The 18,707-nt window shown below is 42.8% G+C and carries 15 protein-coding genes; 4 read left to right on the forward strand and 11 right to left on the reverse strand.

From position 1 onward, the window contains the following. Positions 1-33: 33 nt before the first annotated feature. From CZ794_RS02710 to CZ794_RS02725, 4 genes are all read right to left on the reverse strand, one after another. Positions 34-1,329, reverse strand: a complete 1,296-nt coding sequence (locus CZ794_RS02710) for an HRDC domain-containing protein (RefSeq protein ID WP_143515697.1) — start codon at positions 1,327-1,329, stop codon at positions 34-36. Between the two features lie 134 nt (positions 1,330-1,463). Further along, positions 1,464-2,057, reverse strand: a complete 594-nt coding sequence (gene recR, locus CZ794_RS02715) for a recombination mediator RecR (RefSeq protein ID WP_087040099.1) — start codon at positions 2,055-2,057, stop codon at positions 1,464-1,466. Positions 2,058-2,153: 96 nt separating this feature from the next. Continuing rightward, positions 2,154-2,483: a YbaB/EbfC family nucleoid-associated protein gene (locus CZ794_RS02720; RefSeq protein ID WP_087040100.1), complete on the reverse strand. Its 330-nt coding sequence runs from the start codon at positions 2,481-2,483 to the stop codon at positions 2,154-2,156. Between the two features lie 226 nt (positions 2,484-2,709). Next, a complete protein-coding gene (locus tag CZ794_RS02725) occupies positions 2,710-3,984 on the reverse strand; it encodes an O-succinylhomoserine sulfhydrylase (RefSeq protein WP_087040101.1) in 1,275 nt (424 codons plus the stop codon). Between the two features lie 339 nt (positions 3,985-4,323). Between CZ794_RS02725 and CZ794_RS02730 the strand changes: the two genes are divergently transcribed. The 3 genes from CZ794_RS02730 (at position 4,324) to dusA (ending at position 8,644) form a co-directional block, all read left to right on the forward strand. Further along, positions 4,324-5,958 carry a phospholipase D family protein gene (locus tag CZ794_RS02730; RefSeq protein WP_087040102.1) on the forward strand — a complete coding sequence of 545 codons (1,635 nt, stop codon included), beginning with the start codon at positions 4,324-4,326 and terminating at the stop codon, positions 5,956-5,958. Positions 5,959-6,212: 254 nt separating this feature from the next. Continuing rightward, positions 6,213-7,514 carry an MFS transporter gene (locus CZ794_RS02735; protein WP_087040103.1) on the forward strand — a complete coding sequence of 434 codons (1,302 nt, stop codon included), beginning with the start codon at positions 6,213-6,215 and terminating at the stop codon, positions 7,512-7,514. Between the two features lie 158 nt (positions 7,515-7,672). Further along, positions 7,673-8,644 carry a tRNA dihydrouridine(20/20a) synthase DusA gene (dusA, locus tag CZ794_RS02740; RefSeq protein ID WP_087040104.1) on the forward strand — a complete coding sequence of 324 codons (972 nt, stop codon included), beginning with the start codon at positions 7,673-7,675 and terminating at the stop codon, positions 8,642-8,644. 59 nt (positions 8,645-8,703) lie between these two features. On the opposite strand, the gene CZ794_RS02745 is transcribed toward dusA, so the two are convergent. From CZ794_RS02745 to CZ794_RS02760, 4 genes are all read right to left on the reverse strand, one after another. Next, positions 8,704-9,489 (reverse strand): CPBP family intramembrane glutamic endopeptidase, encoded by a 786-nt coding sequence (locus CZ794_RS02745; RefSeq protein ID WP_256958853.1) that lies wholly within the window; start codon positions 9,487-9,489, stop codon positions 8,704-8,706. A gap of 66 nt (positions 9,490-9,555) precedes the next feature. Further along, on the reverse strand, positions 9,556-10,452 hold the full coding sequence (locus tag CZ794_RS02750; protein WP_087040105.1) for an alpha/beta fold hydrolase: 897 nt from the start codon (positions 10,450-10,452) through the stop codon (positions 9,556-9,558). A gap of 187 nt (positions 10,453-10,639) precedes the next feature. Then, positions 10,640-11,695, reverse strand: coding sequence for a signal peptide peptidase SppA (gene sppA, locus CZ794_RS02755; protein WP_087040106.1), 1,056 nt, complete (start codon positions 11,693-11,695; stop codon positions 10,640-10,642). 205 nt (positions 11,696-11,900) lie between these two features. Next, entirely contained in the window at positions 11,901-14,831 is a 2,931-nt protein-coding gene (locus CZ794_RS02760) for a ComEC/Rec2 family competence protein (RefSeq protein ID WP_256958843.1), read from the reverse strand. 286 nt (positions 14,832-15,117) lie between these two features. Between CZ794_RS02760 and CZ794_RS02765 the strand changes: the two genes are divergently transcribed. Next, positions 15,118-15,693, forward strand: coding sequence for a DUF2062 domain-containing protein (locus tag CZ794_RS02765; protein ID WP_227681147.1), 576 nt, complete (start codon positions 15,118-15,120; stop codon positions 15,691-15,693). Between the two features lie 132 nt (positions 15,694-15,825). Here CZ794_RS02765 and CZ794_RS02770 read toward each other — a convergent pair whose 3' ends face one another. The 3 genes from CZ794_RS02770 to CZ794_RS02780 form a co-directional block, all read right to left on the reverse strand. Continuing rightward, positions 15,826-16,134: a hypothetical protein gene (locus tag CZ794_RS02770; protein ID WP_087040108.1), complete on the reverse strand. Its 309-nt coding sequence runs from the start codon at positions 16,132-16,134 to the stop codon at positions 15,826-15,828. 95 nt (positions 16,135-16,229) lie between these two features. Next, positions 16,230-16,910 (reverse strand): lipoprotein-releasing ABC transporter ATP-binding protein LolD, encoded by a 681-nt coding sequence (gene lolD / locus CZ794_RS02775; RefSeq protein WP_062844981.1) that lies wholly within the window; start codon positions 16,908-16,910, stop codon positions 16,230-16,232. A gap of 137 nt (positions 16,911-17,047) precedes the next feature. Then, complete coding sequence (locus CZ794_RS02780; protein ID WP_087040109.1) at positions 17,048-18,283, reverse strand: lipoprotein-releasing ABC transporter permease subunit; 1,236 nt, start codon at positions 18,281-18,283, stop codon at positions 17,048-17,050. Positions 18,284-18,707 lie beyond the last annotated feature (424 nt).

The following is an 18,707-nucleotide window of genomic DNA, read 5'->3' on the forward strand; positions in this document are numbered from 1 at the left end:
TATGCAGCATACTTGGCTGACAACGACTTCTTTTTATCTAATGCCCATACCTTGCTTCAACTCGGTTTTATGCTTTTCAATGACTGGAATTAACGTATTTACAACCCAGTCATTGCGCCAGCCTTTTAGTCCTTGCGGTAGCTCACTAATGTCTTGATCAAAAGCAACCACTTCGTACAACTGACTAAGCCACTTTTTACGCATTAATACACTGGCAGGGACGCCAATACTACGGGCGTGATCGTCAATCGCTTGCTGCACTGCTTTTGATAAAACTTTGTTTTTTGAGCGATAAGGCGGCAATAAACAGGCTGGATGCTCAGCAGGTGGTAGACTTCTCGCCTCTCTTACTATCTTGAGTAACTCTTCACCATATAGACGCAGCATACTGCGGTGCATCGTGGTTTTATGCGCAAGCTCTCGCATACTGTTCGGCTTTTCCGTGACAATCTCACGCACCGCTTGTTTTTTTATGACAAAAGTACGTGGCTGATTGGTCGAACGTGCCAGTCCCTCTCGCCAAGTAGCAATCGCTTTTAGGATGGCCATTTGCTCTGAGGTATAGCGATAGTCTGCCATCGATAGATACATGGCATCATCTTCAACACGCTGTGCCTCATATAGGTCACTGGCATAAAGCTGACAGTCAGCCCACACATAATCATAAAGACCTTGCGCTTTTAGCTTGTCCTCAATCTGCAAATACAACGCTGGCAAAAACCGCACATCATCAATGGCATACTGCTTTTGCTCATCTGATAGCGGACGCTGCAACCAATCTGATTGACTTTGTTCTTTATCGATATGTATCTCTAACTGATCCGCCAACGCCTGCTGATAACCCATTTGCAATTGCCCCGTCAAATAAGACAGCGCAATCTGCGTATCAAAAATATTGGTCAATGGTGGACAACCAGATAAAAGGTAAAAGATACCCAAGTCTTCACCGCACGCATGCCAAATAGCGACATCAACATCACTTAGTGCTTGCCAAAGCTCAGCCAATTGCAGCTGCGGCGCATCCAGCAAATAGATATGATCGCCCGTATTTAACTGCACCAGTGCCAAGCGTGGGTAATAGGTATCACGCTTAATAAACTCTGTATCGAGCGCCACGCGACCACAAGTAGCCAATGCTTCGATGACCTCATCCAATTGATGCTGCTCATGCACCCAAGTGACGACGGCATTATTAGCAGTCTCTAATAATGTATCGATGTCTATGGCTGAGGATAAAGAGACTGAATGGCTCGCTAAAGCATCCTCAGTCGCGAGATCATTGGTAGCATTTTGTTGAGGGTTTGAAACGTTCACAGCATGATTGGACACGGGCAGATACCTGCATAAATAAAAGAAAATAAAACACTCAATAGTATTTTAATAAAATAGGATAAAGAATAACGTCATTATAACCGTAGTGAGCTATAAAATAAGCCTGATTTATTTTATAGAATACTTAGGTTTTATAAAAAGGAGCGGTTCTGCATGGCTTGACCCAGCGTCATACTATCTAAGTATTCAAGCTCACCGCCCATCGGCACGCCTTGTGCTAGGCGGGTAATTTTATTGACGTGGCGTCCGACAGCTTCGCTGATGAAATGCGCCGTGGTTTGTCCTTCGACAGTGGTACCCGTTGCCAATATCAGCTCTTCAACTGGTTCTTGCTTGACCCGCCAAACCAATTGATCAATGTTTAAGTCATCCGCACTGATGCCATCGATGGGTGATAGATGACCGCCCAACACAAAATAACGCCCACGATAGCCTGCGGTTTGCTCAATTGCCATGACATCGGCTGCCGTTTCGACCACGCACAGCAAACTATCATCACGTCTAGGGTCTTGGCAGAGTGGACACACCGCTTCATCGCTAAAACTATGACAACGCTGACATTCTACGATGTCACGCATTGCCTCGTCTAAGGCATGAGCCAGTGCCATTCCTTGGGGGCGTTTTTTGGTGAGCAAATGCAGCGCCATACGTTGGGCACTCTTTTGACCCACACCCGGCAACACACGTAGCTGTTTGACCAGCAAATCAAATTTGGCTGTCAGCAAAGTTACTTCCTTTATTTGTAAACCATAGCTATAAAAATGGGGTCGTATCATGTCGATAACAACCCCATTTTGTCTTTAGCATGAAGTATTTAATGCTTAAAACATGCCTTGCATACCTGGTGGCAGACCCATACCTGAGGTCGCGCCAGCCATGGTTTCTTCGTATAGCTCATCGGCTTGACGAACTGCATCATTGATAGCGGCCGCGATCAAATCTTCGATCATGTCTGGCTCATCTTCTAGCAAGCTTGGATCAATGCTCAGACGCTTAACCACATGACGACCAGTCATAGTGACCTTTACCAGACCACTGCCTGCTTCTGCTTGCACTTCTTTGTTGGCCAGTTCTTTTTTGGCGTTTTCTACGTTGGCTTCTACTTTCTTTTGCATCGTTTGGGCTTGTTGCATCAATGCTTGAATGTTCATAACTGCCTCTTTCTTTTATAGTAATAAGTAATATAGTCGGTTCAATATAAAAAAATACAGTGGAACTAGCGCAAATCTTTTGTAGCCTTTGTTTATCGTCTCCGTCAGCGAAGACACAGCAAGCAAAAAATTGTCTCAGTCACACACTATAATGCTCGGTATGTATTTTGGTTAATATTGACTATAACGTAACGTGCATGCGCTGACAGTGATTATACCGTTATCTTTATAAACTGTCTAAACCACACGCCAAATCTTTGATAATATCTTCTACGTCTTCTAAGCCCACTGACAGACGAATCAAACCATCATTGACGCCAGCCTCTGCACGCTCTTGCGCTGTAAGACGAAAGTGCGTGGTTGTTGCTGGATGGGTGATTGTGGTTTTGGCATCGCCTAAATTATTGGTGATAGAGACCATTTGTGTGGAATCAATCACATGCCACGCAGCGGCCTTTGGATCACGGCTATCAGAGGCCTTTACTTCAAACCCCATGATAGCACCATAGCCATCTTTCATATGATGCTGGCGGGTTGCAAGCTCATGAGCTGGATGATCGCTAAGACCAGAAAAATGCACTTTACTGACATTGGGATGATTGACCAAAAACGTCGCCACTTGATTGGCGTTGGCGCAATGGGCGTTCATACGCAATTTGAGTGTCTCAAGACCTTTGGTAAAGACCCAAGCATTAAAGGGACTCATGCTAATACCGCCTGAGCGCACTACTGTAAACGCTTCTTGCATCAATTTGTCGCTACCAACCAAAGCGCCGCCAAGCACGCGACCTTGTCCATCCAAATATTTGGTTGCAGAATGAATAACCACATCAGCACCCAAGTCTAGCGGGCGTTGTAGCGCTGGCGTCGCAAAACAATTATCCACGACCAATAGTATGTCATTGGCTTTACATAGCTCACTCAAATAACCGATGTCACAAATCTGAGCTAGCGGATTGCTTGGGCTTTCACAATAGATCACTTTGGTGTTGGGCTGGACGGCCTTTGCCCATGCGTCATTATCGAAGCAATCAACGTAGCTTACCTCAACGCCATACTTGGCCATATAGTTATTAAATAGTCCGATAGATGAGCCAAAGAGCTGATTGGCTGCCAGTAGATGATCGCCCGCTTTTAGGTACGCCAAGCACATGGTCAAAATCGCACCCATACCCGACGCTGTCGCTACGGCGCGCTCACCATTTTCGAGCGCGGCAAGACGGCGCTCAAAGGTACGAACGCTTGGATTGGTATGGCGTGAATAGACATTACCTGTTTTGGTACCATCAAAATGTGCTGCGGCATCAGCCGCGGATTGGTAGACATAAGAGCTGGTGGTAAAAATAGGTTCTGAGTGTTCGCCTTCATCCGTGCGATGTTGCCCTGCTCGTACAGCAATGGTTTGCATGCCATAATCAAGCCCTAAATCTAAGGCATCATTGCGCCAGTTTGGATCTAATGGGTTCACATTGCTCTCATCATAGGTTTGCGACTGACTCATAAATATTCCATTGCTTTGATTGGTATTGATTTAATTAATAGTAAAAGAACTGCTTATTTTTTGATTATTGGCTAGCACAGCAAGATTATCATATCATGTTAGCTTATTTTAAATAGTAAGCTCGTAAATGAGTCGCTGAATCTTATAAAAATAACGTATTTATAATAGGCAGAGATAACGACAGCTGGTAAGCTTAGCAGCGATTTGAGTTTTGCCTTGGGTGATATTATCATACGCCTCATATTCAGTGCTATCATCTATAAAAACCGATAGCAAACGCAAGCCCATTTTCTAAAAGAAACGCTTCATTATACAAAGGTTCACTAAGGTAATTCATTTATGTCCATGTTTAGTATAGAACCTAATAACCTAGCTCTGAGTCTCATACTTGGACTTAGCTTAAGCCTTAGTGGATGCCAAATTTTGCCAAAGCAACCGCATTTACCTGAAAGCGTTGCGTTATCGGCACGCGTCGACGCCTTATATCAACAAGAAGACAGCCAAAATAGCGTACAGGATACAGGCGACAATACCAATTTGGTTGCCGCTATTAGTGAGCAGAACAATATCCATCCCGAGTTGTCAGGCTATCATCCTATCGTAACAGGTGCGAATGCCTTTGCGTCTCGCAGCATCTTAACGGAGATGGCCACACGTAATATCGATGCACAGTATTATATTTGGCATAACGATCAATCAGGGCAGTTATTGTTAAAAGATCTGTGGAGAGCTGCCGAGCGTGGGGTAATTGTACGCTTGTTATTGGATGATTTTAATAACAATGCCGAATTTGATCAGCATCTTTTGCGTTTTGCCAGTCATCCCAATATTGCAGTACGTATCATCAACCCTTTGGTGCATCGTAAGCTTCAGACATTGAATTATGTCACGGGTTTACCACGTATCAATCGCCGTATGCATAACAAAAGCATGACCTTTGATAAGCAAATCACCATCATTGGGGGACGCAATATCGGCAATGAATATCTGAGTAATGATCAAAACAGTCAGTTTGCAGACTTGGATGTATTGCTGATTGGTAAGGTAGTTGGCGATATTGACAACAGCTTTGCCAGTTATTGGTCTTCACCGCTGTCGTTCGATATCGAAACATTAGTCAAACCTGATAATGATGTCCCATCTGGTTTCTTAGAAGCCTTAGATAAGCTTGGGCCAGAAGATAAGGATGATGATCGTAGTGATGTGACGGTCTATAAGACGGCCATCGAAGAATCTACCATCGATGAAGACTTGCTTAATAAGCGTGTGCCCTTTCGTTGGACAGACATGCAGTTTTTGAGTGATGATGTAGGCAAACTATCTAAAACCGTCTCATCTGAGACCAATTTGGTGCATCAATTACGCACTTTGCTTGGTAGCCCTACCAAACAATTAACCATTATTTCCTCCTACTTTGTTCCAACCAAAGATGGGGTTGATACATTGGTAAAACTGGCTGAGTCTGGGATTGATATTAAAATTTTGACCAACTCCTTTGATGCCACTGATGTGACTGCGGTTCATTCTGGCTATATACAATGGCGTCCTGTTCTTTTGAAGGCAGGCGTTAGAATCTATGAGCTAAAATCAACCGCTTCTGAAGAAAAGCGCGAAAACAAATTGTGGAAAGCGCGCAGCCAGTCCTCAACCAGCTTGCATGCAAAAACGTTTGCGGTTGACGACTACCAAGTTTTCATCGGCTCTTACAATGTTGATCCGCGCTCTGCCAATATCAATACAGAAATGGGCGTCATCATCAATGACGACCAGCTGGCAAAACAATTACATGGTGCGTTGAGTGATGATTTGTTGAATCAAGCTTATGAGGTTAAGTTACTCGACAACGGCAAACTACAATGGCACACAATGGAAAATGATAAAAAAGTGGTTTACGATTCAGAACCACGCGTTGATGTGAGTGATCATATTTGGCTGACTATTATGTCATGGTTGCCTATTGATTGGCTGTTATAAGTATCATACTAAAAAGTGACGGTATTCAAAAAGCGTATGTGTTGATACTGAAACGCTCATAACATTAAGTATTAAGCGTTTTTGGATCATACACGTTTCATGAGACTGCTTACTTTTCAATTCTCTTTTGCTCAACACTTTATCTTTTCGGCAAGTCATTATTTTTATACTGATGCGCCGTTTTTTATTATGGTCAGTTATTTTGATAGTAACTGGCTTGATGAGCACTTATATATGTGGATACGCGACCTACTATGCCTTCTCGTTCTCAATATGCCCTTATGTCTGCTAAAGATAAAAACATTGTCTTATTAGTATGTTTTAGCAGCGCAGTCGCGTTTTTCGATTTTTTGATTTATTTGTATATCGCTGATGTTGTGGCGGCAACCTTTTTTCCTGTCAGTGTCAACCCTACTATTACAAAAATTCAAGGGCTTGGACTCTTTGCTATTGGCTATTTGGCAAGACCACTTGGCGGTCTTGTTTTTGGGCGTTATGGTGACATCATGGGTCGAAAGCCAGTATTGCTGATCAGTATGTTAGTGACCGTAATCAGCTTATCCGCTATGGCAATGCTACCTACTTATGCCCAATGGGGGTTATTAGCACCAGCCTTATTCATTATATTACGACTGATACAAGGTATTGCTTTTGGACTTTATGTTCCTCTTGCTTGGGTTTTTGTGGCAGAACATGTCCCGCGCCAGTACTCATCGGTAGCCTGTAGCTATGTCACTGCCAGTTTTTATGTAGGGGTTTTATTTTCCAACGCCTTCTTTATTTGGCTAACCAACAGTATGACACCTGATCAATTGGCCGATTACGGGTGGCGTTTGCCTTTCCTAACTGGCGCTATTTTGAGTCTCTTACCTCTGCTAGCATGGCGCTGGATAGATGAGTCACCGTTCTTTGTCGAAATGAAAAGATCAAAACCTGATAACTATATTGCAAAACCGTTCCGTCTTCTTTTTAAACATTGCAAACACTCCATATTTATTGGCATGGTTCTTACAATTATTATATCGAGCATTACCACCGTTATCGTGCTTTTATTACCTGATTTGATTGAATTACGCTTTGCTTTAGACAGTGATTTGTTTGGATTTTCACACAGCCTAGGAATCATCTTTATGGTTCTTGGTTGTATATTCTATGGCCTGATATCAAACCAACAGAACTTTGGTAAAGTTTTGGCGATTGGTTCTGCTTTATTGATTATTCAGATGTTTTTGTTCTTTTATCATTTGCAAGCCAGTGGTGACTACATTCTCATCATGTATTCTCTCTTAGGTTTTGCTGCTGGTATCGTAGGTATGGTTCCAGCGATTCTTGTTCGGTTGTTTCCAACCAATGTACGCCTAACGGGAATGGCTTTTTGTTATAATATGGCTTACGGTATCGTCGGCGTACTGGTTCCGTTCGGACTTGGCTACGCAACGTTATACGTCAGTTTTTCGCCCGCGCTCTACATCGCGTTCGTCGGTTTTATTGGTATTATTATGGGTATCTACTTTTATAACTTACCCGAATTCAAAAAAATTGATGAGATTATCTGATAAATATCTGAGTGATATATCTCTAGCCAGTGAACGTACATTATTTTATATATCAATTTAGTATAAGGGGTTGTTTATTGCATACCCCTTGCGCATTTATTTACCATAAAAACGCAAACAGTAAGACTCAAACATTTCATTATTAAGGCTGTACAACCATGGTTGATATGACCAACAAAAGACTCTCAGTTGCACCCATGATCGATTGGACGACGACAGATTACCGTTACTTTGCGCGACTGTTTAACCCGCACACGTACCTATATACCGAGATGATCAGTACGGGTGCATTGATACATGGCAATCGCGCGCGTCACTTGCGTTTTGATGCGCTTGAGCATCCTTTAGTGCTGCAACTTGGTGGAGCAGATACGACTGAGATGACTCAGTGCGCAGTATTTGCTCAGCAATATGGTTATGATGAAGTCAACATCAACGTTGGTTGTCCCTCTGACCGTGTACAGCACAACAAAATTGGGGCATGTCTTATGGCAGAGCCTCATACCGTTGCAGACTTGGTCAAACACATGCAGGCGGCTGTCGATATTCCTGTGACCGTGAAGCATCGCATTGGTATTGATGATTTTGATAGTTATGAGTTTATGGCAGACTTTGTTCAAAAAGTCGCTGATGCTGACTGTACACGTTTTATCGTGCATGCGAGAACCGCTTGGTTACAAGGCCTTAGCCCAAAACAAAATCGCGAGATACCGCCACTGCGTTACGATGACGTCTATCGCCTCAAACAAGATTTCCCTGAACTTGATATTGAAATCAACGGTGGTATCGAGACAATCAGCGATATTGACATGCATTTACAGCATCTAGACGGCGTTATGATTGGACGCGCTTTTTATCATAATCCTTATTTATTAGCAGAAGCCAATGGCTTGTGGGGAGATGCTGTTCCTAAACGCTCACAGATTTTAAAGCAACTATATCCCTATTTGGAACAACAGATTGCTAAAGGTGAAGCACTGCCAACGATGACTCGGCACTATTTGGGGTTATTTCAAGGATTAACAGGCGCTCGTAAATGGCGACAAGCCTTAAGTGGTAAGCCGCAACTAACGCTTGACGAGGTTAAACGAGCAGCTGATGAGGTTTTGTTATTGAACCCTGATGCCTAGACAATATTAGAAAAGCCATATTTCTAGTAGCTTATTTAGTAGCTTAGTATCTATGTCGTTTATGCTGTTTGAGCAATATATTGTCCCATTGCCACGCCATTGTTGATCATGTGCATCAACATAGGCAGCAGCAACGAACCTGATTTGACACGAGCATAGCAAAAGAGAAGTGCTAGCACCACGATAGTACTGATCTCGTAGATACCATACTGTACGTGAATCACCGCAAAGATCAAGCTGGTCACGAGACTTGCCACAATTGCTCCATGATGTCTCGATTGAGATGTCGCAAATTGTTCTGAGAGCGCAGACCATAGTATGCCGCGAAAAACCAATTCTTCATATAATGGCGCAACAATCACCATTGCAAAGACCAGTAGCCAAATTGAGCTGACTGATTGGTATAAAGGATCGACAAATACCAATGGTGTTTCATCCAAAAAATACGTCAACACTTGACTACCAATCATAAAGAGTATTAATAACCCAAGCATCTTCATGCCTGTCGAAAAAGCAAATGGCTTCAATGCTAAATACTGACGACTGTTCCCGCCCCGCAAGCGAATAATCAAGACGCTAATCGCTATCAATAATACACAGCCAATAATGATTGAATAACTGCTCACTGTGCCATCGTTACCACCAAAAAAGAATATATCAGCGATGGTTGAGCTTTTAGTAGAGGGTAATACGAACTTACCAGCAGCGTACACTCCCAGCAATTGGCTGATAAAAAAAGCGAGCACCATGCCTATGGTCAACAGACAAGCTCCTAAGCGAGAAAACAAAGGCGTCTGCTTAGATAAAGGTGTGAAACTGTCTGAATCAATAGCATTTTTTGGCATAAAGTCGTTACTCAAAAGGACAGTCCATCAGTCCAAATCTATAATAAAACGCATAATGAGTGGCAATTACTCTTTAATCTGTAGCTGTTTCTCAATCAATGCTAGTACCTGCAATGCCACTGATTTTGGATGCTCAAGCGGAAACATGTGACCACCAGCGTGGGTTTCATAAGGAATACCCAATCGTGATTTGACTTGCTGTGGAAAGCGACGTTTTAAAAAAATACTGTCTTGACCGATAATCAAGGTAACAGGCACTTTGGGGCCGCGATTCGGTGCCAACCAATACCAAGAAGGATTGGTACGGAATACTTCCACTTCATTAGCTTTAGGAATGGCCAATGTAACCTTACCATCCGCGCGCTCATGCAAGCCATGATCGATATAGCCTTGGAAGCTACGCTCATCAAAGTTTTTGAAAAACGCTTTATTTCGCATTTTTTCATATGCGTCTGCTCGGCTATCCCAAACATCACGGCGATGCTTGGACACGCCTGCTGGTGACAGCTTATCCATCAAACGGTTATTCATGAGTGGCAATCTATCAGCCGTCTTTGCCAAATGCCACAGCAAACTGACTTTGCCATATATCCAAGGCGGATCCATGAGTACCGCTTGGCTAAAGCGCTCAGGCGCTTTATATAATGCTTGCAGAGTACACATAGCACCAAGTGAATGACCCACGCCCACTACTTGCGTAACGCTGTGCTTATTGCAGGTATGTTTTACACTATCGATAATCTGTTGTGTCAGGCTGCGCCAATGGTCATCAACTGGATAATCGGGGGTCACGCCCAACATCGCAATATATTCAATCGTAAAAAACTCAGTCAGTGGTTCAAAAAACGGTGCGTAGACCGCACTTGGCATGCCATTGGCATGAGCAAAATGGATGACTGGTTTGTTTGTTATCTTAGATACAGGTAGCGCTTCAAAAGTATTTAAATCAATTTCATCACTCATAATAGGCACTCATTAGATCATTATGAATAGGTCACACATTTTTATGATGATTGTCCTCTGTCAGTCTTTGCCCAAAGTCTGACAAGGTTATCAATTTTTGTGTTTGTTTTTACCTACAATTAAGGCTGAGCATAGTTCTATGCTCAGCCTTAACAATCATACACAGTAAATCTAAAATATTAAATGCTTAACGCATTTTTGCATTACCTTCTTCTTGCGGTAAAAAACCATCAAGACTCATGCTAGAGCCAATACCTGCACCCAGTTGTACGGCAAAACGATCCATAAACATTTGGAAGGGATCGGTTGGACTGTAATTAATGATAGTATCAAGATCCAATTGTTTACTAAGACTTGTGATACTACCTGTTTTGTCTGCCAAACCTAGCTCAATAGATTGCTCACCTGTCCAAAACAGTCCTGAAAACAGTTTGTTTTGCTCAGGGTTTTTCAAGCGATCACCGCGACCTTCTTTCACAGCATTGATGAAATGCTTGTGCGTATTGGCAAGCACACCTTCGACATGTTTTTCTTCGTAGTCAGTCAATGGACGCGACAAGCTCAAGATGTCTTTGTACTCACCCGCTGTGATAGTACGATCTTCTACGCCGACTTTGTCCATTAAACCTTTGACATTGTAGCTTGGCATAATGACACCGATAGAACCAACCAAGCTCGATGGATTGACATAGATCTCATCTGCGGCAGAGGCGATATAATAAGCACCTGAAGCACCAATATCACCGATAACGGCATAAAGTTTTTTATCTGGGTACTCTTTACGCAGATCCATCATGGTCTGCCAAATTTCATCAGACTGTACCGGTGAGCCACCAGGTGAGTTAATATCTAACGCCACCGCTTTAGAGTTAGGGTTTTCAAAAGCGTCTCTCAATGCCTCATTGACATCGTAAGCGTTGGCTACGTCATCGTTACTGATCACACCTTGCAGCTCAACCACTGCCAAATGCGGCTGGCTCGTATCAACCCCATCTAGACCCGTTGTTGCTGTACTACAACTACGGCTCAGCATCAAGAATATCAGCAATAAATAACCAAAGGTCAATAGTTTAAAAAAGATACTCCAGCGTCGAGCACGTCGCTGCTCAACCACGCTAGCCAACAATGTATTTTCCAGCACTCGCCACTCTTGACCACTCGGCGGTCTTTGCTGCTGCATGGGTACGGGCTGGTTCGCCGAATTATCAGGACGTTTGTTAGGGTCTGGTGGCCAGTTGGGCATATAACTTCCTAAGTCAGAAACAATCTAAAACAATAAAAAAGATAACATAAAAAAGTATCAAATAAGAGCGAACGCTCACATTGCGTACTTTTGAAGTATCGCTGTCATCTATATTAACAAGCTGCTAAGTATGGTGGTATTTCATTTATGGTTCAATAGTATAACTGTGAAATATCACGATATTGTAACATCCCTCTTATGAGCCCTATTTTTGAGATGATTCATTGCCAATCTCACCTAACGGTAATGCTGCCTCTAATCCTTTCTCATCATAAGTTATGATTGCATCTACTCCTTGATGCTTCAGTATTTCGGTCGTTATCTGTGACTCACTATGTCCAAGCCAAGTGGTATTGGATGAGTTTTGATTATTAAAAGCATCAGCGGAACACAATAACGACCACATTTGCCAGACGTGCTGGTGCGTATCAGTATTTAATATAAGGCGTGATGATGAATCATCTATTTGCTGAACAGTAGAATGATCGTTCGATATGCGCGTTTGAATAGTAGAAGGCAAGGATTTGAGAGGCTGAGAGGCATCATATTTTAATATTTGTATGGGCAAACTGGTATCAAGCGCTATCGTACAATCCCAAACACTGGCATCGCCTACCTTACTCCAACCCGTTAGTGCTTGAATGGTTAACTCTCCGTTTGGTAGTTGCCATGTCTTCCCTTGTTCGCAGGGCTGAGTATTCACACCTAACTTACCCTCAGAATGATTAATGGTCTGATATGCTTGCTGCAAACTGCCCCAACGATCAGAGCGACCAGCTTGCCAATATTGACCAATAGGAATACGCGCAGCCAACTGGGCAACTGACATAGGCAAGACTTCAGACTGTCTGATATCAGGCGTAGTATGCTTGTCATCAATATTAAGTGTGGTCGTCAATCCAGCATCGCCACTCTGCACTATGATGCCTTCTAGCGCATCGACAGATAGACTGCCTAATTGCTGCTCTATTATCTCAGATAGCTTATCAGATGTTAATTTGCTTGGCATTGTTCGTAGGTCGGTAGGCCTATGATGTGCTAAAAATAGCCAATTTGTATTTTTATTCTTACTTGCACGTTCATTACTTCCATTGGAATACTGCAACAAGGCAGCGCTCACATAACGGTCACCCGTTGGCAAAATATACAATGTCGGTATCGTTTTTGGTGACTGCTGATTGGCATACACTGTCATCATCAATAATGTCAGAGGAGGCAGTGCCAGCCAGCGACTGACAAACCCTCGTGGTAATAGCCAAGGCACCAGACTTAATAGCACCATGAGCACTATTGCGGTATTTACAGGTGTGTATAACCACGCTTTTGACAATGAAGGTAGCGACGTTAGCCAAATAATAAGCTCATGCAAATGAGCCACGATGGTAATGACGAGCGTCCAAATACTGTCTGCTATAGTAGGTGATAACAGATAACAAAGCCCTGCTAATAAATTAAGCGGTACAATCACCCACCCAAACAGTCCGATTGCAAATAGATTTATGATAAGCCCCCACAACGACGCTTTACCAAATAAGAGCAAAGTGATGGGTAATAAAGTAATAAATAACCAAAACTGTAGTTTAAATAGACGTTTACTTGTGCCCCACATACGCTTAGAAAAAGCATTCTTTAAACCGACGTTATGGGTTGTATCAGATTGTGTATATCTGTTTGAGGTATCATCGTATTTGAGTAGTAGTGCCACAGCAATAAAAGACAACCAATATCCTGCTTGCCATAATACATAAGGGTCATGCCATGCCATCAACACGGCCAACGCAAATAAGACACGTATCGTACTGATAGGTCGCAATGTCAAACGTACCAACCCCAATGCTAATAGCATCCACGCCGTACGCGCAGCTGGTACATCAAAACCTGTGAATAATGCATACACAAACGCTGCACCCACCATCACCCCCCAGCGCAGCTGCCAACGCGGGACAGCGCGATACATCATCGGGTATAGTCGATCAAAGAGGAATACCGCGCATGCTGACAACATAATTGCCAAAAACAAAATATGTGTGCCAGATATGGCAAGCAAATGCGAGATACCAGCGAGTTGATACAGATCTTTGGTATCTCGATTGATTAGGCTACGATCACCCGTTAACAAACTCAAAGTAACCGCTCTTGCTTGCTGATCAATCACACTCAGTTCTGACCAGTTCTCATAAAAATGCTGTCGTAAATACCACCGTCCTTGGTCAATTCGTGTGCGAAAGTTATGGAGATAGGCGTTATCAGAAGATACGGACGCTGAGTTGACCTCAGGCACAGTCACGGTGCCAGTCGCCAATATGTTTGCCACGCCATCAACATGTCGCGCTTTTAGCCAACGATAACCATCAAACCCTGAGGGATTATTGATGGTTTGCTCAGCAGTCGCAAGTGGTGCTAATGCCAAACTCATGAATAGCTGATCGCCTGGCTTTAAATGATTCAACCTTGTTAACTGACTGTCATTAGAGGGTTTGCCAAGTGAAGATTTGGATGGGTTTTTTGGATACGCGTTGAGCAATATACGATAGGTAGCGTTTTTACTACTATATTCGTGAGCAGGATTGTGAGTTGAAGTGTTATTGCTTAGGCTATTTTTATTATCAATGACATACTTGTCTGTTATTTTATTTAAATCTTGAGTACTTAAATCAGCAACCAATGGCGAGATTTGACTGATGATGGCAACCTGTCGATAGCCGCTCGTAGCAGAGGCATCATAAACACTATCGCTTACCCCTTCAATCGTGACCAAGGCTTGCACACGCACAGGTTCGACCACTTCCGTGGCCTTTGCCTGCTGATAACTACTTATTGCTTGTAAGGCGCTGCCAATCACAAGCCCAGTTGCCAGCATAACGGCTAAAGTGTAAGTAATAATACAGAAAAATCGTGTAGAACGACGAGGTAAAATATGAGAAGACGTCTGAGAAGATTCTAGGTGATTTGCTGACGGTGTCGTAAATTGAAGAACAATGACCAAAATGATCGATAATATCGTTAAGAATAAAAATAAACTAACATTATTAGTGAGGCCCAACAAAGATGAATCGAGCGACATCGGTATACTGCCTGCAACTGCCAACACACCTATCATCACAATAAGAATCAAACCAACGATCAACCAATACACCCATGCTCCTTGCGTAATAATAAAGGTAAACGATGCAATTACCTATGAACATTTATTATCAAAAAAATGCGTCGATACGGTCTAGACTCAAACCGACCATAACTACTACCTCATGTAATAGCATTTCTATTTATATTGCCCTATACTGATTATACATATTGCGATAATACCTATCTGACACTATCATCTAATATGTTCTTATCCCCACTTCTTACTAATGACATTACTTTATATCAGCCCATCAATAAGATTGATCGGACTGTCGTTAATGATTAAAGGCGATCCCGTGCCCCAAAAACGTCTAAAAGACTTGCTGCCTACACCAGAGAAAATCCTAGAAAGTCGCACGCTAAAATTATTTGCACCCCATCTGGCAGACCCAAGATTATGGCAATTTAACCGCCATAGTTTGAATAAGGCCGTCTATATTGGCGTACTCAGTGCTTTTTTTCCATTGCCAGGACAGATGCTGTTGGCTTTGATTGGCTCATTAATTTTCCGAGCTAATGTACCTATGGCGCTAGGCTTAACTTGGATCACCAATCCGCTCACCACCCTACCCGTCTTTTATGCAAGTTATTATGTAGGAGCCAAGATTCTTGATGTGCCGATGATTAGTCTACGGCTGATCGGGCGTATGATTGCTGACTTTAGCTTATGGATACTATCGAATGGCGACAATCCTTTTGTGACCTATCGCGGCACCGTCTCACTTGCGGCTTTTTGTATCGGGGTCATTGTTTTAGCGATTATCACAAGTCTTATTTGCGGATTAGCATTTAAAGCAATTTGGCGCTACAAAACTGTCATTAGCTGGCAAAAACGGCAACACAAACCAACGGATAAGTCACCCAAACCTTGATAGTATCTCATTAATATTAAATTGGTAGAAGAGCATACAACTCAGGGCGATCAAAGCCTGCCTCTTAGGAGCGATACTGATATATGATCAAGTACCACTCACTATGAACAGTAGAGCCGTTTTGTGTTTCAATCACTCTTCGTCTTGGCTGTTTTCCATTGCTACTTGAATTTCATCAGCAAGATTTGCATTCATCACAAAAACGTCAATCACTTCGTCATTTTTGAGGAGTGTGTAGCGTTTACCCGTTGCGCTGTCCTGTGCTTTTAGATCAAAATCAGCCCCAGCCAGAGTAATGGCATCAAAAACAGGCGTTAAAATCTCCACCTGTGATTTTCTATCAAACGTATCAAACAGCGTTGTATCCATATAAGGTTTTAATGGCTCGTTGCCTTCTTCAGCGCTGCCGAAAGCTTCAATTGGATCGTCATTTTCGTTCATTGTATTTATCCTTATTCCATTAACAGAAATGGTAAGTGACTAATCACTTCTCCATTCTTTTATGATTTCTTATTGCTGATTTTACCTTGCTGCGTTTAATATTGTTCCCAATGACCATTACGTAGCAGAAGTTGTCGATCTGCCAATGCCGCCAGATTACGATCATGTGTGACCATGAGTAAGGCCGTTTGCATGGTATTTTGCAATTCTGATAACAGTCCAAAAACGCTCTGAGCATTATCATAATCTAAGTTACCTGTCGGCTCATCTGCCAAAATAAGCGAGGGCTTGGTCACGAGGGCACGGGCAATAGCAACGCGCTGACGTTCACCCCCTGACAGCTCACCTGGTCGATGCGCCAAGCGATGCTCAAGACCCACACTCTCGAGGATATCAATTGCCTGTTGACGCGCTTCATTTATCGACACTTTTGGACGCATTAATAAAGGCATAGCAACGTTTTCAACAGCTGTAAATTCCGCCAATAGATGGTGAAACTGATAAATGAATCCTAAATACTTGTTACGCATGGCACCGCGCTCAGTTTCATTCATACTATTTAGCAATTGACCATGCAGCCAGACTTCGCCGCTGGTTGGTGTATCAAGACCACCAAGTAAGTGTAGTAGAGTACTTTTACCCGAACCGCTGGTGCCAACGATAGCGATGCGTTCGCCAGGGTGAACAGTCAAATCAAGACCAGTCAATACTTGCGTACTCACTGCCCCTTCATCGTATATCTTATTGATATCTTTTGCCTCTAAAATGGCAGACATGACGCTTCCTTTATTCTATTTATACTGAGGTTGATGCCTCATCAAGTTTAATTAGTCTCTAGCAACCCAAGTTTTCCTCAAAACATGCTTATATTTTAAGGGAGATTATTCATATCTTAGGCTGCTAATGTCTCTAATTACTCATAACGTAGGGTTTGTGCTGGCTGAATTTTAGCCGCTCGGCGTGCTGGATAGATGGTTGCTAAGAAGCTCAAAATAAACGAAGCGCCTGTGATCAACACAACATCTAACAAACGTAACTGCGATGGCAAATAGTTAACGAAATAAGCATCAAATAAATTCAGACCAAAGGTTTGATTAATGAAGCCCAAAATATCGCTCACGGTGAGCGCAAATATTACACCCAATATCGTGCCGGCAATCGTACCAATGACACCAATAACAACCCCTTGCACCATGAAGACCTGCGTAATCAAACGAGGAGAAGCACCAAAGGTTTTTAAAATCGCAATGTCTGCTTTTTTATCAGTGACGAGCATGACTAGACTGGACACGATATTAAAGGCTGCAACCAAAATAATTAAGAATAACAGCAGACCTACCATGGCTTTTTCCATCTGAATGGCGCCAAATAGATTGCCGTGAGTTTGCGTCCAATTATTAGGATATAAGCGTTCAGGCGCGATCGCAGCTGCTTTTTCTGACGCCATTGGCGCATTGAAGATATTATTAAGCTTCATACGCACGCCTTGTGCGCCAGCAGGGAGACGTAATAGTTTTGCAGCATCATTCATCGGAATAAACGCCATCAAACTATCAACTTCAGGACTGATCGTATAAATACCTGTCAAGGTAAACCGTTTGAAGCGCGGTATGACGCCCGCAGGCGAAGGCGAGGCTTCTGGTAGCACCAGTGTGACCTTATCACCAAGACGCAGCCCTAATGACTGCACCATCTCCTCACCCAGCACGATGCTAAAATCGCCACTTTGCAAGGTATCGATACTGCCTTCAATCATGTGATCATTGATGATCGAAACCTTTTTCTCGTATTCAGGATCGACACCTGTGACCATGATGCCAGCCACCTGACCATTTGAGGTCAGCATGCCCTGCAACTGAATAAAAGGAGCTACGGCTGCCACTTCTGGATCTTCTTTGATTTTATCAGCCAATTGCTGCCAATCACCGATGATTTCGGTTGAGACGACAGTTGCTTGTGGCACCATACCCAAGATGCGGGTTTTGAGCTCACGATCAAACCCATTCATAACTGACAGCACCGTAATCAATACAGCCACTCCCAGCGTCAAACCAATCATCGAGATGAGCGATATAAAGGAGATAAAACGGTTACTGCGCTCTGCTCGGGTGTATCGTAAGCCGATAAATAACGCTAAAGGACGAAACATATTCAAACTCTTTATCTTATCTACGTGCGACTTTATATTTGTTATAAAATGAGCTACATCAAATGCACCATGCGCTTGCATTTGTCATACTCACATATAAATCGAACACAAAAACAGGGTTTAAGACAGCTCAAAGACAGCTATCAAAAGGGAGCTAGTTTGACACAATTTGGCTGAGATGTGCCACTCATTAGCGAAAATTGAGTATATTTTCTGATAAAAATTTGGGTTTTGTTACTATTTTTAATGAGGGACTTGCTATTACTTGCGTCAATACCTATATATTGTATGCTAAGGACAATTGTCATTAACCATTTATTGCTGTTTGTTGACTCTATGCTGATGATGACGTTGCTGACTATCATAAATCAATATCGTTAAGTATTGTATGGTACATGCGCAACAGCAGTTTTGGGTTCAAACT

The sequence above is a fragment of the Psychrobacter sp. JB385 genome (assembly GCF_900163785.1).
Classification (GTDB): Bacteria; Pseudomonadota; Gammaproteobacteria; order Pseudomonadales; family Moraxellaceae; genus Psychrobacter.

Bases quoted from the DNA above. Each gene is read 5' to 3' on its own strand.
- CZ794_RS02720 (WP_087040100.1), bottom strand. From the start codon at position 2,483: ATGAACATTCAAGCATTGATGCAACAAGCCCAAACGATGCAAAAGAAA.
- CZ794_RS02725 (WP_087040101.1), bottom strand. From the start codon at position 3,984: ATGAGTCAGTCGCAAACCTATGATGAGAGCAATGTGAACCCATTAGAT.
- CZ794_RS02730 (WP_087040102.1), top strand. From the start codon at position 4,324: ATGTCCATGTTTAGTATAGAACCTAATAACCTAGCTCTGAGTCTCATA.
- CZ794_RS02735 (WP_087040103.1), top strand. From the start codon at position 6,213: ATGCCTTCTCGTTCTCAATATGCCCTTATGTCTGCTAAAGATAAAAAC.
- dusA (WP_087040104.1), top strand. From the start codon at position 7,673: ATGGTTGATATGACCAACAAAAGACTCTCAGTTGCACCCATGATCGAT.
- CZ794_RS02745 (WP_256958853.1), bottom strand. From the start codon at position 9,489: ATGCCAAAAAATGCTATTGATTCAGACAGTTTCACACCTTTATCTAAG.
- CZ794_RS02750 (WP_087040105.1), bottom strand. From the start codon at position 10,452: ATGAGTGATGAAATTGATTTAAATACTTTTGAAGCGCTACCTGTATCT.
- sppA (WP_087040106.1), bottom strand. From the start codon at position 11,695: ATGCCCAACTGGCCACCAGACCCTAACAAACGTCCTGATAATTCGGCG.
- CZ794_RS02770 (WP_087040108.1), bottom strand. From the start codon at position 16,134: ATGAACGAAAATGACGATCCAATTGAAGCTTTCGGCAGCGCTGAAGAA.
- lolD (WP_062844981.1), bottom strand. From the start codon at position 16,910: ATGTCTGCCATTTTAGAGGCAAAAGATATCAATAAGATATACGATGAA.
- CZ794_RS02780 (WP_087040109.1), bottom strand. From the start codon at position 18,283: ATGTTTCGTCCTTTAGCGTTATTTATCGGCTTACGATACACCCGAGCA.